A 24,750-nucleotide genomic window follows, 5' to 3' on the forward strand; every position below is an offset into this window, starting at 1 on the left:
GCGCCGCCGCGATCGCGCACCGGTTTTCTAGACGGGGGACTCTGCCGGACGGCCGCCGGCCCTGCGTCACCGGCCATGCGCCGCAAAAACTTCCACCAAATTGCCGACAAATACGTTAATTAAAACTGGTCATTCCCCAATACCATAGCGCTCGACACTGGCCGGATGCGCTCCGACGCCAGACCTGCTCTCCCGCGCGGCACGCCATCGCGGCGCTGCGCTTCGATCGACCTCCGCCCCGAGCCCACGCCATGCCCCGTCCCATCGTCGCCCATATTCGTCCCGACGCCGTCCGCCACAACCTCGAATTCATCCGCCGCACCGCCGCGCAGTCGCGCGTGTGGGCCGTCGTCAAGGCCAACGCGTACGGCCACGGCATCGAGCGGATCTATCCGGGCCTCGCGCCGGCCGACGGCATCGCGCTGCTCGATCTCGACGAAGCGGTGCGCGTGCGCGCGCTCGGCTGGGACAAGCCCGTGCTGCTGCTCGAAGGGATCTTCGAGCCGGCCGACGTCGAGCTGGCCGAGCGCCACGAGCTCACGGTGACCGTCCACTGCGACGAACAGCTCGACCTGCTGATCGCCGCGAAGCCGCGGCGGCCGATCGACATCCAGCTCAAGATGAATTCCGGCATGAACCGGCTCGGTTTCCGCCCGGCCGCGTTCCGCGCCGCGTGGGAGCGCGCGGCGGGCGCGCCGTCGATCGGCAGGATCACGCTGATGACGCACTTCGCGAACGCCGACGAGGGCGAGATCGACTGGCAGCTCGACCAGTTCGACGCGGCGGCGGCCGGCATCCCGGGCGAGCGCTCGGTGTCGAACTCGGCCGCCGTGCTGTGGCACCCGCGCGCGCACCGCGACTGGGTGCGCCCCGGCACGATCCTGTACGGCGCATCGCCGACCGGCGCAGCGCGGCACATCGCCGACACGCCGCTGCTGCCTTCGATGACGCTGACCAGCAAGCTGATCGGCGTGCAGACGCTCACGCCGCAGGAAACCGTCGGCTACGGCCGCCGCTTCACGGTCGAGCAGCCGATGCGCGTCGGCGTGGTCGCGTGCGGCTATGCGGACGGCTACCCGCGCCACGCGCCGGCCGGCACGCCGATCGCGGTGGACGGCGTGCGGACGCGCGTCGTCGGCCGCGTGTCGATGGACATGCTGACCGTCGACCTCACGCCCTGTCCGCATGCCGGCATCGGCTCGCACGTCGAGCTGTGGGGCGACCAGGTGAAGGTCGATGACGTCGCCGAAGCGAGCGGCACGATCGGCTACGAGCTGATGTGCGCGGTTGCACCGCGCGTGCCGGTCGTGGTCGTGCCGCCGGGCGCGTCGGCGGCGCCGCTGCGCACCGGCAGCTACGGGCGGTAAGTCGGACGTCGGCTGTCGCAGCGCTACGCAGCGCCGCGACGGCCCGCTTCATGCGCCGCGCGCGTCAGCTGCGCCAGCGCGGCGCGCGTTTCTCGAGGAACGCGTCGATGCCTTCGCCCGCATCCTCTTCCATCATGTTGCGCGCCATCACGTCGCCCGCGTACGCATACGCGTCGTCGAGCGTCATCTCGCGCTGCCGGTAGAACATCGTCTTGCCGTAGCGCACCGCGGCCGGGCTCTTCGCGACGATCTCCGCGACCTTGCGCGCAACGGCCGCATCGAGCGCATCTTCCGGCACCGATTCATTTACGAGGCCCCATGCGGCGGCCGTCGGCGCATCGACGAAGCGCCCCGTCACGAGCATGTCGAACGCGCGCTTCGCCGTCACGTTGCGGCTCAGCGCGACGGCCGGCGTCGAGCAGAACAGCCCCACGTTGATGCCGGACACCGCGAAGCGTGCCGTGTCGGCCGCGATCGCGAGATCGCATGCGGCGACGAGCTGGCAGCCCGCGGCCGTCGCGATGCCGTGCACGCGCGCGATCACGGGCACCGGCAACGCGCGCATCGCGAGCATCACGCGGCTGCATTGCGCGAACAGCGCGCGGTAGTAGTCGAGGTCGGGCTTGCCGCGCATCTCGCGCAGGTCGTGGCCCGCGCAGAACGCCTTGCCCTCGGCCGCGAGCACGACGCAGCGCACGTGCGGATCGGCGGCGAGCGATTCGAATGCGTCGTGCAGGCTCGCGAGCATCGCCTCGGACAACGCGTTGAATTGCCGGGGCCGGTTCAGCCGCAGCGTGACGACGCCGTCGTGGGCTTCGCGCAGCAGGATGGGGTCCGACGAAGAGGGATTCGCTTCCATGATGGGTCCACCTGATTGAAATCGATCGCGGTTCGGTAACGGATCAATATAGTCCAATCGGGGGCCCCGGTGGAGGCTGCCGCTTCGGCGCAGCAGCTACGCGCCGTCACCCCGCCAGCTTCTTCAGCGCCTCCACCACCGCATCGCCCTTGAACGGCTTCACGATCCAGCCCTTCACGCCGGCCGCCTTGCCGCGCTCCTTCATCGCCGGGCTGCTTTCCGTGGTCAGCATCACGACGTTGACCGCCGCGTTCGCGAGCTCGCCGCGAATCTTCTCGACCATCGTCAGGCCATCCATGTTCGGCATGTTGACGTCGCTGATCACGAGCCGGATGCCGGGCGTCGCCTTCAGCTTCGCGAGCCCGTCCTTGCCGTCCACCGCCGTCGCGACATCCAGCCCGTGATTGCGCAGGAAGCCCGCGACTTCGTCGCGCACCGTGCCCGAATCGTCCACCACCAGAATCTTTGCCATGCGAGTTTCCCCTTCTCTTGCTTGAATGCCTAAAACAATTCGAGTTCGCCGGACTCGACCATCGGGCCGACGTCCTGCACCGATTCACGAAAATCCTCCGGCGACCAGCTCAGGCTGAACACGAAACGCTGGTCGATGCACACCGCCTGCCCCGTTGCCGGATCGGTCATCCAGTACTTGAAGCAGAGCTGCGGGCAGTCGCCGCCGAACGAGATGAATTTCTGCTTGTGATTGACGAGCAGCGGCACTTCCGCCTGATGGCGCGCGAGCGCCTCCGCGTCGCCGAGGTAGCGGTTCTTGAACGCGCCCCACACGAGGTTGGTCAGCTCGCCGAGCACGCCGTTCACGTCGCGGAAATCCGGCGTGCGGCCGTCGACGCGCACGCCGCCGAGCCTGTCGAGCAGCGGCTGCTCGCTCGTCTGCAGCATCATGTAGCCGCGGCACCACGCGCTCTCCAGCGCGATCAGGCTGAACACCTCGCCGAAGATGATCTGGTCGCGCACGATGCACGGCGTGTCGCAGCGGATCGTCATGCCCGGAAACAGGCCGTCGAGCCGCGCCTCGGTGATCTCCGCGATGCCGCGCACGAGCGCGTTCGGATAGTCGCGGCTGAAGATGAATTCGTCGATCACGCGCCGCAGCGGCGTCATGTCGTCGGCGACGTAGGTCGCGCACGCGACGCGCGCGAGCGCGTCCGGCAGGCCGTCGCGCGACGCGTGCGCATCGCGGCGCAGGATGATCGGCAGCTCCGGGCGCAGCGCGTCGATCTGCGTCGCGACGATCGCGCTCTCTGCCGACGAGCCGCCGTAATCCTCGGCGAGCAGGATCGCGCCGAGATCGATGTTCGAGCGCAGCACCTGCAGCAGCCGGTTGCGGCGCACCGTCAGGCCGATCAGGTTGTGGTCGTCGCAGAAGCGCTTGATCGCGTCCGCGTGCGCGCGGCTTTCGTCGAGCACGAGCACCTTGCTGACGGGTTTGCCTTCGGTCATGGCGCGGATTCCTTGGGTTCGGTTTCGTCGACCGGTGCGGTCAAAGCAGTCAAAACAGTTCGAGTTCGCCGCCGGTATCCACCGCCGCCGCTTCCGGCGCGTGGAAATCGAACGGCGCGTTCGCGCACACGCACAGCGTCGCGCCGATCCGCACGCCGTCGTCGAGCGTCACGTCGAACGCGGCAACGTGATCGGGGTTGAGCGCGGCGAAGTAGCCCATGCTCGCGTCGGTCAGCAGGTACGGCGTCGACATGCCGAGATCCGGGAAATACGCGGTCAGCGCCTGGTTCATCGCGCCGCAGCACAGGTTCGCGACTTCCATGAACGCTTCCTGCAGCGGCAGTTGCGCGGCGCCGGCGAAGTAGCGGCGCGTCGCGTCGTCGTCGCTGAAGCGCAGCGCGAGCAGCAGCCGGAAATGCAGCGCGGAGATCGTCAGCACGGCGACCTGCGCGGCCGGCTTCGAGCGCGGGCGGCGCTCGACCTGCGGCTCGCCCGTGGCCGGCGCGATGTCGCACGCGCCGCCGCCGGACGCCAGCCGCGTATGCGCCGCGTCGAAGAAGATCCGCTCGAAGCTCGCCTTCGCCTGCGCGCCGATCACGCCGCCGCCCCTTCCAGCCGCGCATGCAGCTGCCCGGCCAGCGTCTCGACGGTCGCGAGCGCGGCGGTGATCATCTTGCCGCCCGCCTGGATGTCCTGGAACGTCGCCGCCGTCACGAGATCGTTGCGGTTCAGGCTGTCGCGATAGCTGTTCGACAGTTCCTGCGAGCGTGCGGCGAGCCCGCGCACCTCGCTCGCGACGATCGAGAAGCCGCGGCCGGCCGTGCCGGCGCGCGCGGCCTCGATCGACGCGTTCAGCGACACGATCGACACGTGCGCGACGATCGCGGACAGCTCCAGGTTCTTCGCGCGCATGTCCTGGTTCTGCGTGGTCAGCGACGTCATCTGCTCGTGCCAGCGCTCGAACGTGCCGGCGAGGCCGCGCAGGCGCGCCGCCTCGTGCACGATCTTCTCGGCCTGCTGCGTGAGCGCGCCTTTCTGCGCGAGCGCCGCCTGCCGTGCGTCGCGCTGCGCGTCGGCCTCGGCCGCCTGCCGCGCGAGCGATTCGGCGAACCCGGCTTCCTTTTCCGCCCAGGCATCGGCCTGCTCGCGGTGTGCCGCGTCGATCTCGCCGGCGCGCGTCTGCGCAAGCTCGAGCGCATCGCGCAATGCATCCGCATCGGCGGCCATCCGCGCGACGAGCCGCGCGCGCTGCATCCGGAACACGATCGCCGCGACGATCCCCGCCACGAGGGCGCCGGCCAGCGCGGCGCCGATAAGCATCCATGCCTGCACGATCACTCCGCTGCGTCGGCGTCCGCCATGCCGGCGCGCACGCGCGCGCGATCGGCCGACGCGTCGATGCCGGCGCCGTCCACCGCGAATGTGTCCGGCAGCGACACGATCGTGCGGAACGCGCGATAGGCCGCCCCGCGCCGGTCGTCGGCAAAGCTCAGCCGGATGTCGCCGCCTTCGCGCTTCAGGAAGCTGCGCACCGCGTCCATCCCGACGCCGCGCCCCGACACCTCGGTCACCGCGTGCGCGGTCGAGAAGCCCGGCCGGAAGATCAGCTCGGCGACCGCTTCGTCGGTCAGCGCGTGCTCGGTATCCGCATCGAGCCAGCCGCGTTCGCGCGCGATGCCGCGAATCCGGTCGAGCGCGAGGCCGCGGCCGTCGTCGCTCAGCACGAACTGCAGCCTGCCGCCGTCGACGCCGACCGCGAGGTCGATCGTGCCGACCGCCGCCTTGCCGGCCGCGCGGCGCTCGTCCGGCGATTCGATGCCGTGGTCGATCGCGTTGCGCAGCAGGTGCATGAACACGTTCTTCAGCGTGCCGCCGATCTCGCTGCGCACGCGGTGGCCGTGGCTGTCGATCCGCACGGCGGGCGCCGCCTTGCCGAGTTCCGCCGCGAGCGACGGCAGCGATTCGATCACGCCGCCGAGCACGTCGCCGATGCCTTCGGTGCCGAGCACGCTCAGCATGCGGCGCACCGCGTCGCGCGCGGCGTGCCAGTCGGCCGCATTCGCGGGGTCGGCGCCGTCGAGCATGCGCAGGCTCTCGCTGATGTGCGCGCGCTCGACCATCAGGTAGTGGCCGTGCGCGTGCGGCGCGGCGTCGCCGTTGCGGCCGAGCGTCTCGGTACTGATCGTCGCGTAGTGCTCGACCGCGTCGCGCACCCGCGCGAGATCGTCCATCAGCGCGTCGCGGTTCCACTCGGGGCCCGCGTCCGCGCGGCGCAGCGCGTCGTACGCCTGTTCCGCCTCGTGGACGATGTTGGTCAGGTGCTGCAGGCTGTACGTGCGCGCATTGCCCTTGATCGTATGCATGTTGCGGAACAGCGCCGCGATGATCGAATGGTCCGCGCGCTCGTGCTGGCGGATCATCCGTTCGTTTTCGCTGAGGAAGCCCTTCGCGCTGTTCACGAACTGGTGGAACTTGTCCTGGCTGATCGACAGGATCTCGCCGATCATCTCGAGCCGGCGCTGCTGCTCGCCGGCCTGCGCGGTCAGCGCGCGCAGCTCGGTCACGTCGCGCACGCACAGCATCAGGCGCACGATCGTGTCGGTCTCGTCGGTGATCGCCGACCAGCTCAGGTCGAGCCACTTCTCGCGGCAGTCCGGCATGCGCTTCGCGACTTCGTTGACGAGCAGGTGCGCGTTGAATTCGAAGTTCATGCTGTCCTCGCCGAGGCACGCATGCACGGCGGCGTCGACCTGCGCGCGCACATCGGAGCCGAGGTTCGAATCGTCGAACACCAGCGCCATCATGTCGCGCCCGGCGATGTCCTGCGTCTCGAAGATCGTCTCGAGGTAGGCCGAGTATTCCGCATGCACGACCCCGCCGCCGACGACGGTCAGGATGCCCTGCGGCATGTTCTGCAGCATCGCCTGGATGTCGGCGGTCTTCTGCTTGAGCTGCGCGGCGTTCTCCTGGATCTTCTCGATCATCCCGTTGAACGCGACGATCGAATGGCCGATCTCGTCCATGCGGCCCACCGGCACGCGGCGCGTGAAATCCTGGCTCGTCGCGATCTCGCTCATCATCGTCTGCATCCGGCTCAGCGGGCGCGTGATCTGGCGGTACAGCACGAAGCCGAGCGCGGTCAGCAGCACGATCACGGTGCCGGCGACGCCCGCGATCGCGGTCGCCGTCGTGGCCAGCATTCCGTTCAGCGCGCGGATCGCGTCGTCCTTCTGGCGGTTCTTCTCGACGCGCAGCGTGTCGACGATGCTCTCGAGCTCGTCGCGATACTGCGCGACGTTCGCGAACAGGAACGCCTGGGCCATCTCGGTCTTGCCGTCGGCCTTCATCTTCACGGTGTCGTCGATCGCCGAGAAGTAGTTCGTCGCGCTGTCCTTCGCCTGCGACACGAGCCCTTCCTGCGCGTGGCCCGCGGCCGACTTCGCCTGCGCGTCGAGCGCCGCGCGCAGCGCCGCCTGCTTCGCCTTCAGCTCGTCGCGCGCCTGCGCGGCGGTGTTCGCGTCCGGCGCGTAGATCAGCGTCATCGTCGCGATCTGGATGTTTTTCACGTCGGATACGAGATCGGCGGACGCGAGCGCGCTCGGCACGATCCCCTGCGTGACCTGCCGCACCTCGGACGCGCTCTTGCGCGTCTGGACCACGGCATAGACGCCGATCGCCGACAGGGCGAGAAACGTCAGGACGACAAGCAACGTAATGCGATGACGGATGGTCATGTGTACAACTCCCCGTAGCGATCCGGCGTCAACCGCTCGCGCGTTCTCATTGAAAGAATGTCGAGCGCCGAATTATCGGGGATGCTTTATGACGGTCCGATGAACCTTAATCAAACGATTATTTTGAAAATCGGAATGATTAATTGTCTGACGATAATTCTAAAGTTCTTTGAGCGGATGCCGTTAACTGCTGGCCCAGCCTCGCTGCGGAAGGCTTTTCGTGCAGACCGAGCGATGCATGAGACGTTTGCTGCGCGCGAATTATTTTTGATGATGCGCGCATTCGGATAATGCGTCGTCACAATGTAAAACGTTTGCGCATTATTGCCGAATGAATCCGGCTCAATCGGAATTTTTCTATTGAATTGCGAGCGCGCGCATTACGGCGCCGCCGCGTGCCAGTCTTCGACCTGCAGGCCGGCGACTCGCACGAACTCGCGCACGTTGTGTGTGATGAGCACCAACTGCCGGGCACGCGCCTGCCCGGCGATCAGCACGTCATAAGGGCCAATCGGCGTGCCGGCGGCCGCGAGCTGTGCGCGGATCTCGCCTGCATGCTGCGCGTCCTCCGCATCGAACGCGACCACCTCGAACTGCAGCGCCTCGACGCGCGCCAGATTCGCGGCCGCCCGCTGACTTTTGTATGCACCGTAATAGAGTTCGTGCGCAACGATCGACGGCAGTCCGAAATCGGCGGGCTGATGGGTGCGCAAGCGCGCCAGCATCGCGGGCTCGCCCTTGAGGATGGCGATGATCGCGTTGGCATCCAGCAGGTATTTCATTCGAACAGATCCAGTCCGGGGCGATCCTGCTCGCCCGGTTGCGTGGTGGCCGCGGCCTCGAAATCGGCGTCGACCGGACCGATCAGCGGCGTCAACCATGTCCAATCCTGAGGGATGGGCTCCAGGATCACCGCGGCGCCGTGCCGCCGGATGCGAACCTCGGCGGTCTCGAAGCGGAAATCCTTCGGAAGCCGCACGGCCTGTGACCCGCCGTGCTTGAAGATCTTGGCGATATCCATCTACGCCCCCTTTTGTATCTACAATTTGTAGATATTCTAGCAGGGATGCCCGAGTCAACGCCTTCCGAACCGCGTGCGCCGGCACGGTAAGCAACGGCCTGCGCATCGAATATTGCCTCTCGTCAGGAAACAATCAAACTCAGCCAATCGCTATATCCCCCAAACGGAACACCCTAGACTGTAGCCTTCTCCCCGCTCCCGACATCCCCCGCCATGACCGACGTCCTGCCCCTGACCGACGAACCCGCATCGGGCCTCGCCTACCGCCTGCGCCCGGCGACGCCGCGGCCGATCGCCCGGCTCCTGCTGCTGCATGGCGTGGGCGGCAACGAAACCAACCTGCTGAATGTCGCCGACGCGATCGATCCGCGTATCGAGATCGCCTTCGTGCGCGGCCCGCTCACGTTCGGCCCCGGGCAGCACGCATGGTTTCCGGTGCGGTTCGGCCCGCGCGGCCCGGAAATCGACGCGCAGCAAGCGGAAGCGAGCCGCGCGAAGCTGCTGGCGATGGTGCGCGCATTCCACTCGCACGACGGCGCGGCCGCGTTGCCGACCGTGATCGCCGGCTTCAGCCAGGGCGGCATCATGAGCGCGAGCGTCGGCCTGACCTCACCCGCCGACGTCGCCGCGTTCGCGGTGCTGTGCGGGCGCATCCTGCCCGAGATCGATCCGCTGATCGCGCCGCGCGACGCGCTCCGCTCGCTGCATGCGCTGATCGTGCACGGCCGCCTCGACGACAAGCTGCCCGTATCCTGGGCCGAAACCGCCGACGCGAAGCTCGCCGCGCTCGGCGTCGCGCACGACACGCGGCTGTACCCGGCCGGGCACGCACTGACCGACGACATGATCGGCGACTTCAGCCGCTGGCTCGACGCGCGTGCCGGGCTGAACTAGCCGCGAAGCAAACACGCGCCCGGCGCGGGCAGCCCGGCGTCACGCGTTGTTCGGGCGCTCCGCGAGGCCACCGCTCCCGGCGGCCCGTGCCCGCGCCCGCGCATCGCCGAGCTTCACGAGCACCCAGCCGACCGTCAGCGCGAGCGCGATGAGCGGAATCGTCGCGATGGTCCACGTGCCGCCCGGATAGTCGAACGCCATCAATACCAGCACGCCGAGCAGGAACGCGAGCGTGAGCCAGGACGTGAACGGCGCGCCGGGCATCCGGAACGCGACGTCGTTCAGCTCGCCGCGCGCGACCTTGCGGCGGAACAGGATCTGGCACATCACGATGAAGCCCCACGTCGCGATGATGCCGAGCGACGCCATGTTCAGCACGATCTCGAACGCCTGCGCCGGCACGAGGTAGTTCAGCGGCACGCCGATCGCGTTGATCGCGACCGTGATCAGGATCCCGCCGTACGGCACGCCGCGCGCGTTCATGCGCGCCATGAAGCGCGGCGCGGAGCCGCCCATCGCCAGCGAACGCAGCACGCGCCCCGTCGAATACAGCCCGGAATTCAGGCTCGACAGCGCCGCCGTGAGCACCACGACGTTCATCACGGTGCCGACGTACGGCACGCCCAGCTTGCCGAAGAAGGTCACGAACGGGCTTTCGTGCGCGCTGTACGCGGTCCAGGGCAGCAGCGTGATCAGCAGCAGCACCGAGCCCACGTAGAACAGCGCGATGCGCCACATCACGCTGTTGATCGCCTTCGGCAACACCTTGCGCGCATCGGCGGTTTCGCCGGCCGCGACCCCGACGAGCTCGATGCTCGCATACGCGAACACGACGCCCTGCACGATCAGCACCGCGGGCAGCACGCCGTGCGGAAAGATCCCGCCGCTTTCGGCGATCAGGTGCAGCCCCGGCATGTGCCCGCCGACCGGATGGCCGCTCGCGAGGAACAGGCTGCCGACCAGCAGGAACACGCTCAGCGCGCCCACCTTGACGAGCGAGAACCAGAACTCCATCTCGCCGAACACCTTCACGCCGATCATGTTCATCGTCGACACGATCGCGAGCGCGCCGAGCGCGAACACCCATTGCGGCACGTCCGAGAACACGGCCCAGTACTTCATGTAGATCGCGACCGCGGTGATGTCGACGATGCCGGTGGTCGCCCAGTTCAGGTAGTACATCCAGCCGGCGACGAACGACGCCCGCTCGCCCATGAACTCCCGCGCGTACGACACGAAGCTGCCGCTGGTCGGGCGGTGCATCACGAGCTCGCCGAGCGCGCGCATGATCAGGAAGGCGAACACGCCGCACACGAGGTACACGAGCGCCAGCGCGGGCCCGGCGTGCTGCAGGCGGCCGCCGGCGCCGAGGAACAGCCCCGTGCCGATCGCGCCGCCCATCGCGATCATCTGCACGTGCCTGGGTTTCAGTTGCTTCGCATAGCCGGTTTCGTGCGACGCGAACAGCGCGTCCCGGTCGGCGTGATGCGGGTGACGAGGATCGGCGCCGCCGGCCGTGTCGGCCGGGCGCTCGCTGGCGTGCTTCATGAGGTGTCTCCGATGTGATTGGATGTGCCGCGCGCCGGTGGCGGCGCGGCCGCGGGCTCAGGGGCGCCGCATTCAGTAGACGCGCGGCTGGACCAGCGCTTCGGGCCGCAGCGCCTCGTCGAGCTGCGCCTCGGTCATCAGCGCGCGGCCGAGCACGATCTCGCGGATGGTCTTGCCGCTTGCGTGCGCCTCGGCGGCCACCGACGTCGCGCTCTTGTAGCCGATGTACGGATTGAGCGCGGTGGCGAGCGCGACCGAGCGCTCCATCGTGTCGCGCAGGCGCTCGGGGTTCGCGGTGATGCCCTTCACGCATTTGTCGGCGAGCGTCGTGCACGCGGCCGTCAGGTGGCCGAAGCTGCGGAACAGCGCGCTCGCGATCACCGGCTCGAATGCGTTGAGCTGAAGCTGGCCGGCCTCGGCGGCGAAGGTCACCGTCAGGTCGTTGCCGAACACTTCGAACGCGACCTGGTTGACCACCTCCGGAATCACCGGATTCACCTTGCCGGGCATGATCGACGAGCCGGCCTGCATCGGCGGCAGGTTGATCTCGCCGAAGCCGGCACGCGGGCCGCTCGACAGCAGCCGCAAGTCGTTGCAGGTCTTCGACAGCTTCACCGCGATCCGCTTGAGCACGCCCGAGATCTGCACGAATGCGCCGCAATCCTGCGTCGCCTCGATCAGGTTCGGCGCCGTGCTCAGGTCGAGGCCGGTGATGCGGCGCAGCGCCGCGAGCGCCTTGGACGCGTAATCCGGATGCGCGGTGATGCCCGTGCCGATCGCGGTCGCGCCCAGGTTGATCTCGCGGATCAGCGCGCTCGCCTCCTGCAGGCGCGCGATGTCTTCCGTCAGCATCACCGCGTAGGTGGAGAATTCCTGGCCGAGCGTCATCGGCACCGCGTCCTGCAGCTGCGTGCGGCCGAGCTTCAGCATGCCCGCGAAGGCCTCGGCCTTTTCGCCGAACGCGTCGCGCAGCCGGACCATCGCCTCGAGCAGGTGCTCGATCGCGAAGCAGGTCGCGACCCGGATCGCGGTCGGATAGACGTCGTTGGTGCTCTGCGCGAGATTGACGTGCTCGTTCGGGTGCAGGTACGCATACTCGCCGCGCGCATGGCCCATGAGCTCCAGCGCGCGATTGCAGATCACCTCGTTCGCGTTCATGTTGGTCGACGTGCCCGCGCCGCCCTGGATGATGTCGACGACGAACTGGTCGTGCAGATGGCCTTCGCGGATCTCGACGCAGGCGGCCGCGATCGCGTCCCGGTACGACTGCGGCAGCAGCCCGAGTTCGCAGTTGGCGTCGGCGGCCGCTTCCTTCACGGCCGCCAGCGCGATGATCAGGTACGGGAACGACGCGATGCTGCGGCCTGAAATATCGAAGTTCTCTTTCGCGCGCAGCGTATGGACGCCGTAGTACGCGCTCGCCGGAATATTTCGTTTGCCTAAAAGATCGGTCTCGACGCGGAAATCGCTGCCTGCCATCGTGTCTCTCCAGATGTGTCTCGGATGTGTATCGTGACGCCGGGCCGGCCGGCGTCAGAAGGGCCCTCGGTGCATGCGTCGCGTTGCGGAACCGGTCTTCGCCGGCCTGCCGCCCGCGCAGCGCGTTCGCATTCTATGCCTTTGCAAAAACATGCTCCTTTCTTTATTATCGAAAGCGGTTTTGCGTCGGATGCAACAGCGAGGAACGGATGAGCAAGCGGCCGAGAGAAGTGGGCGTCGATCACCTGGGCGCGATGCGCGCGTTCGTGCGGGTCGTCGAAACGGGGAGTTTTTCTGCCGTCGCGAAGGAAATGCACGTGTCGACGTCCACCGTCGCGCGCAAGGTGTCGGCGATCGAGGATGCGCTCGGCGTGCCGCTGCTGCACCGCTCCACGCACAGCGTGACGCTGACCGAAGCGGGCGCCATCTATCTCGAACGGGCCGTCACGCTGATCGCGGATCTCGACGACACGCTGCGCGTCGTCGCCGAGCTGAACGCGCGGCCGAGCGGGCCGCTCAAGCTCACCGCGCCGGTGGCGTTCGGCCGGCGCCATCTCGCGCCGCTGATCGCGCCGTTTCTCGCGCGCTACCCGACGATCCAGCTCGATGTCCGGCTGACCGACAACCACAATGACCTCGTCGCCGGCGGCTTCGATCTCGACATCCACGAAGGCGAGAACTACCTCGACAACCTGGTCGTGCAGAAGCTGTCGCGCAACGACAGCATCCTGTGCGCGGCGCCCGCGTATCTCGATCGCCACGGCCGCCCGGCCGAGCCGCGCGCGCTCGCGCATCACAATTGCCTGCGCTACGTCCACCCGGAAGGCGACCCGCGCTGGGAACTGACCGACGGCGACGCGCGGCACAGCCTGCTGCCGGCCGGCAACCTGGTCACGGACCACTCGGAACTGCTGCTCGAGGCGACCACCGCCGGGCTCGGCATCGCCGAGTTCGAGATCTGGCTGGTGCGGGACAAGCTGGCGAGCGGCCAGCTCGAGGTCGTGCTGCCGCGCTATCGGCTGCAGAACAAGCTGACCGGCGAGTTCATCTACATGGCGTATCTGGCGAACCGGCGCAGCTCGGCGAAACTTCGGGTGCTGCGGGATTTCCTGGCGGAGCACCTCGCCCATATCGGCGAGCTGTCCGAAGCGGAACTGCGGAAGATTCGCGGCGGCCGACGCTGAGCGCCGTCGATCCGCCGCGCGGCGGGTTGTGCGCGCGGCCGGTCAGGCCGGCAGCAGTTCGAACGGGAACGTCGCGCGGCCGACCTCGACGCCTTGCGTGTTCAGCATCCGCGGCCGATGGAACGCCGCCAGTTGCCCGCGCTGCTCCGCCGTGCCGATCCGCAGCCGTTCGAGGATTTCGCTGACGAGCATGTACAGCACGTCGGTATTGCCGTCCTCGACCTTGACCGAAATGCCCAGCGCGCCGACGGCGCCGAGGCGCCGGGTCTGTTCGGACGCGCGCACGCCGATCCCGTAGCACGCATCCGCGCCGACCTTGCCGACCACCTGCCCGCCGAACGCCCGCATCAGCACGGTGCAATAGCGGCCGTCGCCGGCGACGAGCTCCGGATGGCGCGTCATCGCGTGATGGAGCCGCGCGAGCGCGCGAACCCGGTCGGTGTGCTCACTGTCGCCACCGGCTTCCACCGCATCCGCGCCATCGGCAAGCCCGGCATAGATGCGCGCCAGGCGATCGAGCGGGAAAGCCGGCGTCGGCAGGTTGCAGCCGTCGATCCCCCACTCGACTTCGTCGTCGCGCAGGCCGCACGCCTCGGCAACGACCCGCATCACCTGCACCTGCATCGGATGGGCCGGCAGATGGTAGTCGGCGATCGCGGCGCCGATCGCCTGTGCGCCCGCCAGCATGCCGACGTGCTTGCCCGAGCAGTTGCTGCATACGCCGGTCGGATTGAAATCGCGCTTGATCCACGACCGCAGCACCGCGTCGGACAACGGCGCATGCCCGCCGCAGCGGAGGTCCGATTCCTGCACGCGCACCTTGGCGAGCATCGCGCGCGTGCGCTCGATGTGCCGCTCCTCGCTGCTGTGCGACGCGCACATCAGCGCCACGTCCGCCTCGTCGAAGCCGAACCGGTCGGGGCCGCCCGTCTCGAGCACGGCCAGCGCCTGCGCGGGCTTGGCCGCCGATCGCGCGAGCGTCATGCGCCGCGGGTCGCCCAGCCGGTACAGCAGCCTGCCGCGCGCATCCACCACCGCGGCGTGGGCGACGTGCGTATTCTCGATCGCGTTGCCACGGTACGTGACGACGGCTGCGCCATTCGTTTTCATTCTCTCCCTGTCTCCATGCTCGGGGCCACATCATCGGGCCGGGTCAAACCGGAGTGGAAGTGTATCGAGTCGGCCCCGGTTGCGCGGCGCCGCGGATGGAAAGTGGTGTTGCGCGCGGCGCAAAGGCAAATCAGTGATGCCGGCGAGACCTTCATCGACCTCCACGCGCCGCCCGGTTTGATCGAACTCGCCGGGTGGGCGGTGCATCCCGCCGCCGGCGCGCATGACCGTGCCGGCAACGGGTTTCGCGCGTCACGCCTCCAGCGCCAGCGTCGCGAACGTCGCGAGCCAGTGCTCGCCCATATAGTCGCCCGCCACATGCGCAAGCGCGCTGTCCAGATGCCGGCCGGCCGCATCGAGCAGTTTCGCGCGGCGTGCATCGCCTTCCGGCAGCGCGCCGGCAAGCGAGCGCTGGCACCACGCACGGCTCAGGTTCAGCCCGTCCAGATGCGCGATCTTGCCGTCGCTGCGGTCGCTCACCGTCGCCGGCTCGAACAGTGTCGCGGGCTCGCCTCGCGCGAGATCGGGCAGGAAACGCGCGAACCAGCCGTCGAATTCGGCGGCTGGCAGCACGCGCCGCATCAGCTCGGCCTCCATCAGCGCGGGCGACAGGAATTCATCGCCCGACGGCTCCCACGCCTGACACGCGGCGTCATTCAGATGCCAGCGCCGCGCGGTATCGGCGATCAGCGCGGCCAGCCCGTCGCGCCGCGTTTCCCGCGCGAAATCGAGGGCCAGCGCGAGCGCGAACGCGGTGTTGAAATGCGTGCCGACGCGCAGCGGATAGGTCGCCTTCGGCAGGAAGGTCTCGAAGCGCGCGACGAACAGGTCGGTGAGCGGCGCGAGCGTCTTCGCCCAGCGCGCGGCCTGCGGCAGCGTGCCCTTCAGCGCAAGCCGCTCGAGCTGCGCCGCGAGCGCGAGCAGCCAGGCCCAGCCGTACGGCCGCTCGAAGCCGCTGTTGTGCGGCAGCGCGAGATACGCGCGCTCGCCGGCGACGTTCGCGTCGGTGACGTGCGCGTCGACCACCGCGACGATGCGCGCCGCCTCCGGCAACGACGGGAAGCGTTCGAGCAGATGCAGCACGAGCCAGTAGCCGTGCACGCACGAATGCCAGTCGTAGCTGCCGTAGAAGATCGGGTGCAGCGCGCGCGGCCCCTGGATGTCCTGCGGGCCGGCAAGCGAATGCGTGAGCCGGTTCGGGTATTCGCGCGTCAGGTGCGCGAGCGCGAGCGACGCGAATTTCGACGCGATGTCGGGTGTGAGTCGGGCGGTCATGAGCCTCTCTTCAAGTCGTCGGTAACGGAGCGCGAACACGGGCATCGGCCGCGCGCCGGCTGAAAGGAGCAGGCGCGCGGCCGGCACGACGCAGCGGTTCGCGGCCATCGGCGGCATCAGCGTACCGCAGAAGCCCGTCCGGCATCCCGGTCGCGCCCTCGACGCGCACGATGACGGGCCGCCGTTTCGTCGGACGAATCGGCGCGGGCGGGCTTGCCGGCGCCCGCCCGCATGGCGGCGCCCCCGCGCAGCAACTACACTGAAAGGCATCCGCAACACACGGGAGAGCCGCCATGATTGACGTATTCGAGACCATCGGCAGCCGCGCGTTCTCCGCTCACCTGGCGAAGGACGGCATGGTCACGCTGATGGAACAGCGACACGAAGTCGACCGCGTGACGCTCGCCACCGCCTATGCCGCGCTCGTCGAGGACGTCGAGCAGGAACAGGACCTGCGCGAAGCGACGGTCGAAGGCATGATGCGGGCGCTGATCCAGGGGTATGCGCGCAGCCACTGAGCCGCGCCCGAGCCTGGTTGCGTTTGCCTGAACCTGCTTCACCCGTGACCGCGGCGCGCGTCGGCGCAGGCTGACGCGCCGCCCCTCCCGCCCCGCTTCCCCATCGCGCTTCCCCGCGCCATTCCGGCCGCGCGGAACACCACGTCGACCGCCGCGTAAATCTGCGCTTCGACCCAGCGTTTTTCACGGCGCGCCCGACCGGAAAATCGATATCCGCCCGTCGCCGCGCACACGCCCGCTTTTCAATCCGGTTTCAAAAGATTTGCGATCGCCGTTCGAATCCGCACGCGATCGCGGCGCGCTGCCGATGCGTCGCGGCCGCCCGTCCGGCGGCGTCGCCGGGCATGCGATTTTCGACAGGCGGCGGCCCATTGACCTATCTTTAATAGGATGAAAAAAGCGCGGCGCAATGCGCAGAAAATTCGATTGCCGGCGAACGCGCCCCATGACAGCATGCGGGGCGTCGGCAACCGGGCAGAACCGGCGCCATCCGGCCGTTCGGCGGGGTCCGGGATCGCCCCGTTTCATGCCGCATGCCGCTCCGCCGGACCCAACCACGACCCACGCTCTCCGGGAGACTGACATGGCTACTGCGACGCCCCGCGCCGGCATCCCCCTCCTGCCCGCCCCGCTGCGCGGCGGCCGGTACACGCTCGGCACGCGCATCGTGCTCAGCTTCGGCGCGATCTTCGTGCTGATGCTGGCCATGGCCGCCATTTCATACACCCGTTTGACGGCGATCGACGACGAGGCCAACAGCCTGCAGCGCGATTCCGTGCCGGGCCAGTATCTGTCGATGGCGCTGCGCGCGACGTCCAACGAGACCTACGCGATCGTCGAGCGCGCGCTGTTCGTCGACAACGATGCCGACGGCATGAAACGGGATCTCGGCCGGCTGCCCGACGCGCTGCGCCGTCTCGACCAGACCGCGAGCCAGTACGAGACCACGCTGTTCCGCGACGACGACAAGGCGCAATTTCGCGCCTTCCGTTCCGCATACGACCAGTACCTGCCGCTGCTGAACGACGCCGCCCGCGCCGCGCCCGACGACCGCACGGCCGGGCGGGCCGCCTTCGCGCGCCTGGCCCCGGCATGGGAGGCGCTGATCCGCGCGAACGACAAGCTGGTCGTCGAGAACCGCAACCAGGCCGACGAATCGGCGCGGCTGATCCGCGGCTCGGTGACCAGCGCGGAAGCGACGCTCGCCACGGCGCTGAGCGTCGTGCTGCTGGCCGCGCTCGGGCTCGGCTATGCGCTGTATCGCGCGATCACGGCGCCGATGACGCGGCTCGTCGAAGTGCACGACGCGATGCGCACCGGCAACCTGACGCAGCGCCTCGCGCTGAACCGGCGCGACGAATTCGGCACGCTGCAGGACGGTTTCAACCGGATGACCGAGGAGTTCGCCAGCCTCGTCTCGCAGGCGCAGCAGTCGTCGCTGCAGGTGACGACGTCGGTCGCCGAGATCGCCGCGACGTCGAAGGAGCAGCAGGCCACCGCAAGCGAGACCGCGGCCACCACCACCGAGATCGGCGCGACGTCGCGCGAGATCCTCGCGACCTCGCGCGACCTGCTGCACACGATGAACGAGGTGGCGGGCGTGGCCGAGCAGTCGGCGGCGCTCGCCGGCGCGAGCCAGAGCGGGCTCACGCACATGGAGGAAATGATGCGCAGCGTGATGGAGGCGGCCGGCTCGGTGAACGCGAAGCTCGCGATCCTCAATGAGAAAGCGGTCAACATCAACCAGGTCGTCGCGACGATCACCAAGGTGGCCGACCAGACCAACCTGCTGTCGCTGAACGCGGCAATCGAGGCCGAGAAGGCCGGCGAATACGGCCGCGGCTTCGCGGTGGTCGCGACCGAGATCCGCCGGCTCGCCGATCAGACCGCCGTGGCGACCTACGACATCGAGCAGACGGTGAAGGAGATCCAGTCGGCCGTGTCGGCCGGCGTGATGGGCATGGACAAGTTCTCGGAAGAAGTGCGCCGCGGGATGCGCGACATCCAGCAGGTGGGCGGCCAGCTGTCGCAGATCATCACCGAGGTGCAGACGCTCGCGCCGCGCTTCCAGATGGTCAACGAAGGGATGCAGACGCAGGCGACCGGCGCGGAACAGATCACGCAGGCGCTGTCGCAGCTGTCGGAAGCCGCGCAGCAGACGGCCGAATCGCTGCGCCAGTCGTCGCAGGCGATCGACGACCTGACGCTCGTCGCGAACCAGCTGCGCACCGGCGTGTCGCGCTTCAAGATCGAAGGCTGACGCCGGACCACGCGATGCTCTTCCTTCTTTTCGAACTCGACGGCGAGCGCTATGCGCTCGATGCGGCGCAGATCGTCGAAGTGCGCGCGCTCGCGCCGGTGAAGGCGATTCCCGGCGCGCCGCCGTGGATCGCCGGCGCGATCGACCAGCGCGGCGAGCCGGTGCCGGTGATCGACGTCGCGCAGCTCGCGCTCGGGCGCGCCGCGCGGCGGCTGCGCTCGACGCGGCTCGTCGTCGTGCGCTATCGCCGGCACGATGCGCAACCCGACGCGGGCGACAACGCCGAACGCATGCTCGGGCTGATCGTCGAACACGCGACGCAGACGTGCCGGATCGATCCCGCGCGGTTCGCCGACAGCGGGATCGCCACGCCGCACGCGCGCTGGCTCGGGCCGGTTGCCGGCGACGCGTCGGGGTTCGTGCAGTGGGTCGACGTGCGGCGCATGCTCGACGACGATGCGCGCGCGCTGCTGTTCCCGCCCGCGCAGCCGCTGCCGCAGGCGGTCTCCGCGCTGCCGCGGGCGGTCACCCAATGACGGCCGCGATGAACGCCGACGACGCCCGTTTCGACGCATGGCTGATGCGCGAGACCGGCATGGACGCCGCCACGCTCGGCCACCAGGCGCTCGCGCGCGCCGTCGCCGAACGCGCGCGCGTCGCGCTGGGCGAACCGTCGACGCCGGATGCCGCCAGCGCCGACGGCGCGATCGACGCGTACTGGCAGTTGCTGAACACGTCGGCGGACGAACGGCAGGCGCTGATCGAAACGCTGGTGGTGCCGGAAACCTGGTTCTTCCGCGACCGCGAGGCGTTCGTCGCGCTCGCGCGGCTCGCCGACGCACGGCTCGTGCGCGAGCCGGCGCGCGTGCTGCGGGTACTGAGCGCGCCGTGCTCGACCGGCGAGGAGCCCTATTCGATCGCGATGGCGCTGCTCGACGCCGGCATCGGCCCCGCGCGCTTTAGCATCGACGCGATCGATATCAGCGCGCGCGCGATCGAACGGGCCCGCGAAGGCGTCTATGGCCGCAATTCGTTTCGCGGCCACCCGCTCGAATTCCGCGACCGCCATTTCAGCGAGACGGCCGGCGGCTGGCGGCTCGACCCGCGCGTGCGCGAGCCGGTCCGGTTCGTGCGGGCGAGCCTGTTCGACCTGCCGCTCGATACCGGCGCGCGCTACGACTTCATCTTCTGCCGCAACGTGCTGATCTATTTCAACCGGGATGCGCAGGACCAGTCGATCCGGCTGCTCGACCAGCAGCTCGCGGACGGCGGCACGATTTTCGTCGGCCCGGCCGAGACCGGGCTGATGATGCGCCACGCGCTGGCGCCCGCGCGCATTCCGCTCGCGTTTGCGTTCCATCGCGCGCCGGCGGGCGCGGCCGGTGCGGCGGCCGTCGCGACGCCGGGCAGCGCGCCGCAGCCCCCCGCGCGGCCGCAGGCGGCCGGCCCGGCCATGCGGACGCCAGCGCTGCCCGAGCCGACCCGGCGCCCCGCCGTCGCGCGTGCGCCGGCCGCGCCCGCGTCGCGGGCCGCCGCGCCTGGCGCGTGGCCGCCCCGTGCCATGCCCGCCTCACCCGGCCAGCCCGATGCGCACGTCACGCCGCCCGACACGCCGGCATCGACGCTCGATCGCGCGCACCTGCTCGCCGACACCGGCCGGCTCGACGAGGCCGAGCGCATCGCGCACGCGTTCACGCTCGCGCACGGGCCAGACGCGGACGCGTTCTACCTGCTCGGGCTGATCGCCGATGCGCGCGGCCTCGATGCCGATGCGCAGGATTTCTATCGCAAGACGCTGTACCTGCAGCCGAACCATTACGAAGCGCTCACGCATCTCGCCGCGCTGCGCGACGCGGCCGGCGACGCCGCCGGCGCGCGGCAGCTGATGTCGCGGGCGCAACGCGCGAGCGCGCTGCGCGGCACGCCGCCGGCGGACCCGACGCAGGACCGAGGAGGAGCCGATGGTTCACGCCGCTCGTGACACGTTCGCGCCGACGCCGCACGTCGACGACTGCTGGAACCGCATCGGCACGCACGGCGACGGCTCGTGCCCGCAGCTCGCGACGCACACGCGCTGCCTGAACTGCCCGGTGTTCGAACAGGCCGCCGCGACGCTGCTCGACCGGCCGCTCGCCGACGACGATCTCGACGATGCCGCGCGCACCCCACGCGACGCGTCGCACGCGAACACCGAAGACGACGCGGACGCCCTGCACTCCACCCTCGCCTTCCGCATCGCCGACGAATGGCTCGGCCTGCCGGCCGCCGCGCTGCGCCAGATCGACGGGCCGCGGCCGATCCATGCGCTGCCGCACCGGCGCAACGGCGTGGTGCTCGGGCTCGTCAACGTGCGCGGCGCGCTGACGATCGCCGCGTCGCTCGGCGCGCTGCTGGGCCTCGAGCGGGACGCCGCCGGCCGCCATGCGCCGCGCAGCGCATACGCGCGGATGCTGGTGGTCGAGCATCGCGGCGAATCCGCCGCGCTGCCCGTCGACGAGGTGGAAGGCGTGGTGCGGTTCGCCGCGTCCGCGCTGATGCCGGTGCCGACGACGCTGACCCACGCGGCCGCGATGCACACGCGCGGCCTGCTCGCGTGGCGCGACACGACGATCGGCATGCTCGACCCCGAGCGCGTGTTCGATTCGCTTGCCCGGAGCCTGCGATGAGCGTCGACGACGACCTGGCGCGCACGCCGCTGCTCGACCTGTTCCGCGAGGAAGCGCAGACCCAGGCGCAGGCGCTCGCGAGCGGCCTGCTCACGCTCGAACATGCGCCCGCCGATGCGGCCGCGCTCGAGGCGTGCATGCGCGCCGCGCATTCGCTGAAGGGCGCGGCGCGCATCATCGACCTGCCGGACGGCGTCGACGTCGCGCACGCGATGGAGGAATGCTTCGTCGCCGCGCAGCGCGGCATGCTGACGCTGACGCCCGCGCACATCGACGAATTGCTGCGCGGCGTCGATTTGCTGCTGCGCGTCGGCGAGACCGATCCCGCGACGGCGGTCGCGCGCGCGGACATCGACGCGCTGCTCGCGCGGCTGTCCGCGCCGGAGCCGGCGGCGGCGGCCGCAGCGCATCCGGTGCCGGAAGCGCCCGCCGTGGCGCCGGAACCGGAACCGGAGCCGGAGCCGGAGCCGGAGCCGGAACCGGAACCGGAACCGGAACCGCCGCGCGCGCCCGCCCCGCCGCCGCCCGCCCACGCCCACGCCGACGCCGACACGCCCCCTGCCGCGCCATCCGCGTCGCCGCCCGAAGCGCGCCACGATCCGCAGCGGATGCTGCGCGTGCGCGCCGAGCAGCTCGACCGGCTGCTGAGCCTGTCCGGCGAATCGCTGGTCGAATCGCACTGGCTCAAGCCGTTCACCGGCTCGATCCTGCGCATCAAGCGGATGCAGCGCGACGTCTCCCGCGCGCTCGACGTGCTCGTCGAAACGCTCGCGGAGCGCGTCGATCCGGCCGCGCTGGCGGCGCTCAACGACGTGCGGCAGGGGCTCGGCAACCTGCAGTTGCAGCTCGGTGCGCGCATCGACGAGCTCGACCGCTTCGACCGCCGCAGCACCCATCTCGCGCAGCAGCTGTACGACGAGGCGCTGCGCTGCCGGATGCGGCCGTTCGGCGATGCCGCGCACGCGTATCCGCGCATCGTGCGTGATCTCGCGCGCTCGCTCGGCAAGCGCGTGCAGTTCTCGATCGTCGGCGAATCGACCCAGGTCGACCGCGACATCCTCGACATGCTCGACGCGCCGCTCGGCCACCTGCTGCGCAACGCGCTCGACCACGGCGTCGAGGCGCCCGAGCAGCGCGTCGCGGCCGGCAAACCGGCCGACGCGCGCGTGACGCTCGAAGCCCGCCACAGCGCCGGCCAGCTGCAGATTTCCGTCAGCGACGACGGCGCCGGCATCGACCTCGACGCGCTGCGCACCGCCGTGGTGCGGCGGCGGCTGGCCGACGCGGACACCGCCGCGCGGCTGTCCGATCACGAGCTGCTCGACTTCCTGCTGCTGCCCGGCTTCTCGATGCGCGAGCGCGTGACCGACGTGTCCGGCCGCGGCGTCGGCCTCGACGCGGTGCACGACATGGTGAAGGCCGTGCGCGGCACCGTGCGGATCTTCACCGAGCCCGGCCGCGGCGCGCGCTTCGTGCTGCAGCTGCCGCTCACGCTGTCGATCGTGCGCAGCCTGCTCGTCGAGGTCGGCGGCGAGGCGTATGCGATTCCGCTCGCGCACGTGCGCCGCACGCTCGAACTCGCGCGCGCCGACATCGACATGCTGGAAGGCCAGCAGCACTTCCGCTTCGACGGCCGGGCCGTCGGGCTCGTCACCGCGCACCAGCTGCTCGGCACGCGCACGCCGGACGAGGCGCGCGACAGCGTCGCGACCGTCGTGATCGGCGACGAGTCGGAAACCTACGGCATCGCGGTCGACCGCTTCCTCGGCGAATGCATGCTCGTGATCCAGCCGCTTGACCGCCGGCTCGGCAAGGTCAAGGACATCGCGGCGGCCGCGCTGATGGACAATGGCGAACCGGTGCTGATCATCGACGTCGAGGATCTGCTGCGCTCGGTCGACAAGCTCGTGCGCGGCGGCCAGCTCGACCGCGTGCAGCGCACGCAGCGCGCCGCCGCCGCGCGCAGCCGGCACGTGCTGGTGGTCGACGATTCGTTGACGGTGCGGGAGCTGGAGCGCAAGCTGCTGGAAAAACGCGGCTATGCGGTGACGGTCGCCGTCGACGGGATGGACGGCTGGAACGCGCTGCGCGGCGGCGAGTTCGACCTCGTCGTGACCGACATCGACATGCCGCGCATGGACGGCATCGAGCTCGTCACGCTGATCAAGCGCGACGCGGTGCTGAAGGCGCTGCCGGTGATGATCGTGTCGTACAAGGATCGCGAGGAGGATCGCCGCCGCGGGCTCGACGCCGGCGCGGACTACTATCTCGCGAAAAGCAGCTTCCACGACGAAACCCTGCTCGATGCAGTCCGAGACCTGATAGGAGAAGCCCGCCCGTGAACATCGGCATCGTCAACGACCTCCCGCTTGCCGTCGAGGCGATGCGCCGCGCGATCGCGCGGCGCGCCGATCACCGTGTGCTGTGGGTCGCGACCGACGGCGCGCAGGCCGTCGAATTCTGCGCCGCGCAGCCGCCGGACGTCGTGCTGATGGACCTGATCATGCCGAAGTTCGACGGCGTCGAGGCGACGCGGCGGATCATGGCGTCAGGCCGGCCGTGCGCGATCCTGATCGTGACGAGCAGCATCGGCGCGAACGCGTGGCGCGTGTACGAGGCGATGGGCGCCGGCGCGCTCGACGCGGTCGACACGCCGCGCCTCGGCCAGGGCGCGAACGGCGACACCACGCAGCTGCTGCTCGCGAAGATCGACCAGATCGGCCGCCTGCTCGAGCGGCCCGCGTCCGGCGCGCGGCCGGCCGGCGCGGCCGCGCGCGGCGACGGCGGGCCGCTCGTCGCGATCGGCGCGTCGGCCGGCGGCCCGACCGCGCTCGCGACGATCCTCGGCAGCCTGCCCGCCGATTTCGGCGCGTCGATCGTGATCGTGCAGCACGTCGACCAGGCATTCGCGGACGGCATGGCGCAATGGCTCGACGGCCAGACGCCGCTCACGGTGCGCATCGCGCACGAGGGCGACCGGCCGCAGCCGTCGGTCGCGCTGCTCGCCGCGACCAACGACCACCTGCGCCTCGCGCGCGACGGCACGCTCGGCTATACGCGCGATCCGGCCGAGACGCCGTACCGGCCGTCGGTGGACGTATTCTTCAACAGCGTCACCGAGCACTGGCCCGGCGACGTGATCGGCGTGCTGCTCACCGGCATGGGCCGCGACGGCGCGATCGGCCTGAAGGCGATGCGGATGAAGGGCTACCATACGATCGCGCAGGACCAAGCGACGAGCGCCGTCTACGGGATGCCGAAGGCGGCCGCGACGCTCGGCGCCGCGCGCGCGATCCTGCCGCTCGAGCGCATCGCGGGCGAGCTGGCGGCGCTCGCCCGGATCTGAACCCATCGCCCCACACGACAGTACTGGC

Annotated in this window: 23 protein-coding genes and 1 pseudogene; 10 read left to right on the forward strand and 14 right to left on the reverse strand. The window is 69.7% G+C overall.

Annotated elements, in window-relative coordinates; genetic code table 11:
• The first annotated feature begins 251 nt into the window (after positions 1 to 251).
• Positions 252 to 1,367, forward strand: coding sequence for an alanine racemase (alr, locus tag ABFO07_RS24165; protein ID WP_347468701.1), 1,116 nt, complete (start codon positions 252 to 254; stop codon positions 1,365 to 1,367).
• Between the two features lie 64 nt (positions 1,368 to 1,431).
• On the opposite strand, the gene ABFO07_RS24170 is transcribed toward alr, so the two are convergent.
• The 8 genes from ABFO07_RS24170 to ABFO07_RS24205 all read right to left on the reverse strand — a co-directional run bounded on the left by ABFO07_RS24170 (position 1,432) and on the right by ABFO07_RS24205 (position 8,442).
• Positions 1,432 to 2,226, reverse strand: coding sequence for an enoyl-CoA hydratase (locus ABFO07_RS24170; RefSeq protein ID WP_059808281.1), 795 nt, complete (start codon positions 2,224 to 2,226; stop codon positions 1,432 to 1,434).
• A gap of 106 nt (positions 2,227 to 2,332) precedes the next feature.
• Positions 2,333 to 2,698: a response regulator gene (locus ABFO07_RS24175; RefSeq protein WP_017329799.1), complete on the reverse strand. Its 366-nt coding sequence runs from the start codon at positions 2,696 to 2,698 to the stop codon at positions 2,333 to 2,335.
• A 29-nt stretch (positions 2,699 to 2,727) separates the two neighbouring features.
• Complete coding sequence (locus tag ABFO07_RS24180) at positions 2,728 to 3,687, reverse strand: chemotaxis protein CheX (protein WP_347468702.1); 960 nt, start codon at positions 3,685 to 3,687, stop codon at positions 2,728 to 2,730.
• A 49-nt stretch (positions 3,688 to 3,736) separates the two neighbouring features.
• Positions 3,737 to 4,285 carry a hypothetical protein gene (locus tag ABFO07_RS24185; protein WP_347468703.1) on the reverse strand — a complete coding sequence of 183 codons (549 nt, stop codon included), beginning with the start codon at positions 4,283 to 4,285 and terminating at the stop codon, positions 3,737 to 3,739.
• Positions 4,282 to 5,019 (reverse strand): methyl-accepting chemotaxis protein, encoded by a 738-nt coding sequence (locus ABFO07_RS24190; protein ID WP_081068455.1) that lies wholly within the window; start codon positions 5,017 to 5,019, stop codon positions 4,282 to 4,284. The genes ABFO07_RS24185 and ABFO07_RS24190 overlap by 4 nt, the downstream gene beginning before the upstream one ends.
• Before the next feature lie 2 nt (positions 5,020 to 5,021).
• Positions 5,022 to 7,421, reverse strand: a complete 2,400-nt coding sequence (locus ABFO07_RS24195) for an ATP-binding protein (protein WP_347468704.1) — start codon at positions 7,419 to 7,421, stop codon at positions 5,022 to 5,024.
• A gap of 380 nt (positions 7,422 to 7,801) precedes the next feature.
• The gene (locus tag ABFO07_RS24200) at positions 7,802 to 8,203 is read right to left on the reverse strand and encodes a type II toxin-antitoxin system VapC family toxin (RefSeq protein ID WP_059561602.1); all 402 of its coding nucleotides are present in this window, start codon (positions 8,201 to 8,203) and stop codon (positions 7,802 to 7,804) included.
• On the reverse strand, positions 8,200 to 8,442 hold the full coding sequence (locus ABFO07_RS24205) for an antitoxin (protein WP_059561605.1): 243 nt from the start codon (positions 8,440 to 8,442) through the stop codon (positions 8,200 to 8,202). The genes ABFO07_RS24200 and ABFO07_RS24205 overlap by 4 nt, the downstream gene beginning before the upstream one ends.
• Positions 8,443 to 8,655: 213 nt before the next feature.
• Between ABFO07_RS24205 and ABFO07_RS24210 the strand changes: the two genes are divergently transcribed.
• Entirely contained in the window at positions 8,656 to 9,336 is a 681-nt protein-coding gene (locus ABFO07_RS24210; RefSeq protein ID WP_124491115.1) for an alpha/beta hydrolase, read from the forward strand.
• A 39-nt stretch (positions 9,337 to 9,375) separates the two neighbouring features.
• Here the strand turns inward: ABFO07_RS24210 and ABFO07_RS24215 are convergent, their stop codons facing one another.
• Positions 9,376 to 10,884: an amino acid permease gene (locus ABFO07_RS24215; RefSeq protein WP_059808296.1), complete on the reverse strand. Its 1,509-nt coding sequence runs from the start codon at positions 10,882 to 10,884 to the stop codon at positions 9,376 to 9,378.
• Positions 10,885 to 10,956: 72 nt separating this feature from the next.
• The gene (aspA, locus tag ABFO07_RS24220; protein ID WP_059962367.1) at positions 10,957 to 12,363 is read right to left on the reverse strand and encodes an aspartate ammonia-lyase; all 1,407 of its coding nucleotides are present in this window, start codon (positions 12,361 to 12,363) and stop codon (positions 10,957 to 10,959) included.
• 209 nt (positions 12,364 to 12,572) lie between these two features.
• Between aspA and ABFO07_RS24225 the strand changes: the two genes are divergently transcribed.
• A complete protein-coding gene (locus ABFO07_RS24225; protein ID WP_059884213.1) occupies positions 12,573 to 13,547 on the forward strand; it encodes a LysR family transcriptional regulator in 975 nt (324 codons plus the stop codon).
• Positions 13,548 to 13,589: 42 nt separating this feature from the next.
• On the opposite strand, the gene ABFO07_RS24230 is transcribed toward ABFO07_RS24225, so the two are convergent.
• From ABFO07_RS24230 to ABFO07_RS34800, 3 genes and pseudogenes are all read right to left on the reverse strand, one after another.
• Positions 13,590 to 14,657, reverse strand: coding sequence for an asparaginase (locus ABFO07_RS24230; RefSeq protein WP_347468705.1), 1,068 nt, complete (start codon positions 14,655 to 14,657; stop codon positions 13,590 to 13,592).
• A gap of 252 nt (positions 14,658 to 14,909) precedes the next feature.
• The gene (locus ABFO07_RS24235) at positions 14,910 to 15,932 is read right to left on the reverse strand and encodes a DUF2891 domain-containing protein (protein ID WP_347468706.1); all 1,023 of its coding nucleotides are present in this window, start codon (positions 15,930 to 15,932) and stop codon (positions 14,910 to 14,912) included.
• A 102-nt stretch (positions 15,933 to 16,034) separates the two neighbouring features.
• Positions 16,035 to 16,202: pseudogene (locus tag ABFO07_RS34800) on the reverse strand (hypothetical protein); the annotation flags it as partial.
• A 23-nt stretch (positions 16,203 to 16,225) separates the two neighbouring features.
• On the opposite strand from ABFO07_RS34800, the gene ABFO07_RS24240 reads away from it, so the two are divergent.
• A complete protein-coding gene (locus ABFO07_RS24240) occupies positions 16,226 to 16,450 on the forward strand; it encodes a hypothetical protein (RefSeq protein WP_017329817.1) in 225 nt (74 codons plus the stop codon).
• Positions 16,451 to 16,633: 183 nt separating this feature from the next.
• On the opposite strand, the gene ABFO07_RS24245 is transcribed toward ABFO07_RS24240, so the two are convergent.
• Positions 16,634 to 16,978: a hypothetical protein gene (locus tag ABFO07_RS24245; RefSeq protein WP_155628942.1), complete on the reverse strand. Its 345-nt coding sequence runs from the start codon at positions 16,976 to 16,978 to the stop codon at positions 16,634 to 16,636.
• A 55-nt stretch (positions 16,979 to 17,033) separates the two neighbouring features.
• Between ABFO07_RS24245 and ABFO07_RS24250 the strand changes: the two genes are divergently transcribed.
• The 6 genes from ABFO07_RS24250 to ABFO07_RS24275 are packed head-to-tail and all read left to right on the forward strand — an operon-like array spanning position 17,034 to position 24,722.
• Positions 17,034 to 18,710, forward strand: coding sequence for a methyl-accepting chemotaxis protein (locus ABFO07_RS24250; RefSeq protein ID WP_059962372.1), 1,677 nt, complete (start codon positions 17,034 to 17,036; stop codon positions 18,708 to 18,710).
• A gap of 14 nt (positions 18,711 to 18,724) precedes the next feature.
• Positions 18,725 to 19,246 (forward strand): chemotaxis protein CheW, encoded by a 522-nt coding sequence (locus ABFO07_RS24255; protein WP_059910563.1) that lies wholly within the window; start codon positions 18,725 to 18,727, stop codon positions 19,244 to 19,246.
• A gap of 8 nt (positions 19,247 to 19,254) precedes the next feature.
• Positions 19,255 to 20,691, forward strand: a complete 1,437-nt coding sequence (locus tag ABFO07_RS24260; protein ID WP_347468707.1) for a CheR family methyltransferase — start codon at positions 19,255 to 19,257, stop codon at positions 20,689 to 20,691.
• Positions 20,672 to 21,376, forward strand: a complete 705-nt coding sequence (locus ABFO07_RS24265) for a chemotaxis protein CheW (protein WP_059910560.1) — start codon at positions 20,672 to 20,674, stop codon at positions 21,374 to 21,376. The genes ABFO07_RS24260 and ABFO07_RS24265 overlap by 20 nt, the downstream gene beginning before the upstream one ends.
• Positions 21,373 to 23,718, forward strand: a complete 2,346-nt coding sequence (locus ABFO07_RS24270; RefSeq protein ID WP_347468708.1) for a hybrid sensor histidine kinase/response regulator — start codon at positions 21,373 to 21,375, stop codon at positions 23,716 to 23,718. The genes ABFO07_RS24265 and ABFO07_RS24270 overlap by 4 nt, the downstream gene beginning before the upstream one ends.
• Positions 23,715 to 24,722, forward strand: a complete 1,008-nt coding sequence (locus ABFO07_RS24275; protein ID WP_059923174.1) for a chemotaxis response regulator protein-glutamate methylesterase — start codon at positions 23,715 to 23,717, stop codon at positions 24,720 to 24,722. Before ABFO07_RS24270 ends, ABFO07_RS24275 begins: the two co-directional genes overlap by 4 nt.
• Positions 24,723 to 24,750: the final 28 nt, after the last annotated feature.

The sequence above is a fragment of the Burkholderia stagnalis genome (assembly GCF_039848545.1).
GTDB lineage: Bacteria > Pseudomonadota > Gammaproteobacteria > Burkholderiales > Burkholderiaceae > Burkholderia > Burkholderia stagnalis.

Coding starts and splice junctions, on each gene's coding strand:
- alr (WP_347468701.1), top strand. CDS start 252: ATGCCCCGTCCCATCGTCGCCCATATTCGTCCCGACGCCGTCCGCCAC.
- ABFO07_RS24170 (WP_059808281.1), bottom strand. CDS start 2,226: ATGGAAGCGAATCCCTCTTCGTCGGACCCCATCCTGCTGCGCGAAGCC.
- ABFO07_RS24175 (WP_017329799.1), bottom strand. CDS start 2,698: ATGGCAAAGATTCTGGTGGTGGACGATTCGGGCACGGTGCGCGACGAA.
- ABFO07_RS24180 (WP_347468702.1), bottom strand. CDS start 3,687: ATGACCGAAGGCAAACCCGTCAGCAAGGTGCTCGTGCTCGACGAAAGC.
- ABFO07_RS24195 (WP_347468704.1), bottom strand. CDS start 7,421: ATGACCATCCGTCATCGCATTACGTTGCTTGTCGTCCTGACGTTTCTC.
- ABFO07_RS24200 (WP_059561602.1), bottom strand. CDS start 8,203: ATGAAATACCTGCTGGATGCCAACGCGATCATCGCCATCCTCAAGGGC.
- ABFO07_RS24205 (WP_059561605.1), bottom strand. CDS start 8,442: ATGGATATCGCCAAGATCTTCAAGCACGGCGGGTCACAGGCCGTGCGG.
- ABFO07_RS24210 (WP_124491115.1), top strand. CDS start 8,656: ATGACCGACGTCCTGCCCCTGACCGACGAACCCGCATCGGGCCTCGCC.
- ABFO07_RS24215 (WP_059808296.1), bottom strand. CDS start 10,884: ATGAAGCACGCCAGCGAGCGCCCGGCCGACACGGCCGGCGGCGCCGAT.
- aspA (WP_059962367.1), bottom strand. CDS start 12,363: ATGGCAGGCAGCGATTTCCGCGTCGAGACCGATCTTTTAGGCAAACGA.
- ABFO07_RS24225 (WP_059884213.1), top strand. CDS start 12,573: ATGAGCAAGCGGCCGAGAGAAGTGGGCGTCGATCACCTGGGCGCGATG.
- ABFO07_RS24230 (WP_347468705.1), bottom strand. CDS start 14,657: ATGAAAACGAATGGCGCAGCCGTCGTCACGTACCGTGGCAACGCGATC.
- ABFO07_RS24235 (WP_347468706.1), bottom strand. CDS start 15,932: ATGACCGCCCGACTCACACCCGACATCGCGTCGAAATTCGCGTCGCTC.
- ABFO07_RS24240 (WP_017329817.1), top strand. CDS start 16,226: ATGATTGACGTATTCGAGACCATCGGCAGCCGCGCGTTCTCCGCTCAC.
- ABFO07_RS24245 (WP_155628942.1), bottom strand. CDS start 16,978: ATGAAACGGGGCGATCCCGGACCCCGCCGAACGGCCGGATGGCGCCGG.
- ABFO07_RS24250 (WP_059962372.1), top strand. CDS start 17,034: ATGGCTACTGCGACGCCCCGCGCCGGCATCCCCCTCCTGCCCGCCCCG.
- ABFO07_RS24255 (WP_059910563.1), top strand. CDS start 18,725: ATGCTCTTCCTTCTTTTCGAACTCGACGGCGAGCGCTATGCGCTCGAT.
- ABFO07_RS24260 (WP_347468707.1), top strand. CDS start 19,255: ATGAACGCCGACGACGCCCGTTTCGACGCATGGCTGATGCGCGAGACC.
- ABFO07_RS24265 (WP_059910560.1), top strand. CDS start 20,672: ATGGTTCACGCCGCTCGTGACACGTTCGCGCCGACGCCGCACGTCGAC.
- ABFO07_RS24270 (WP_347468708.1), top strand. CDS start 21,373: ATGAGCGTCGACGACGACCTGGCGCGCACGCCGCTGCTCGACCTGTTC.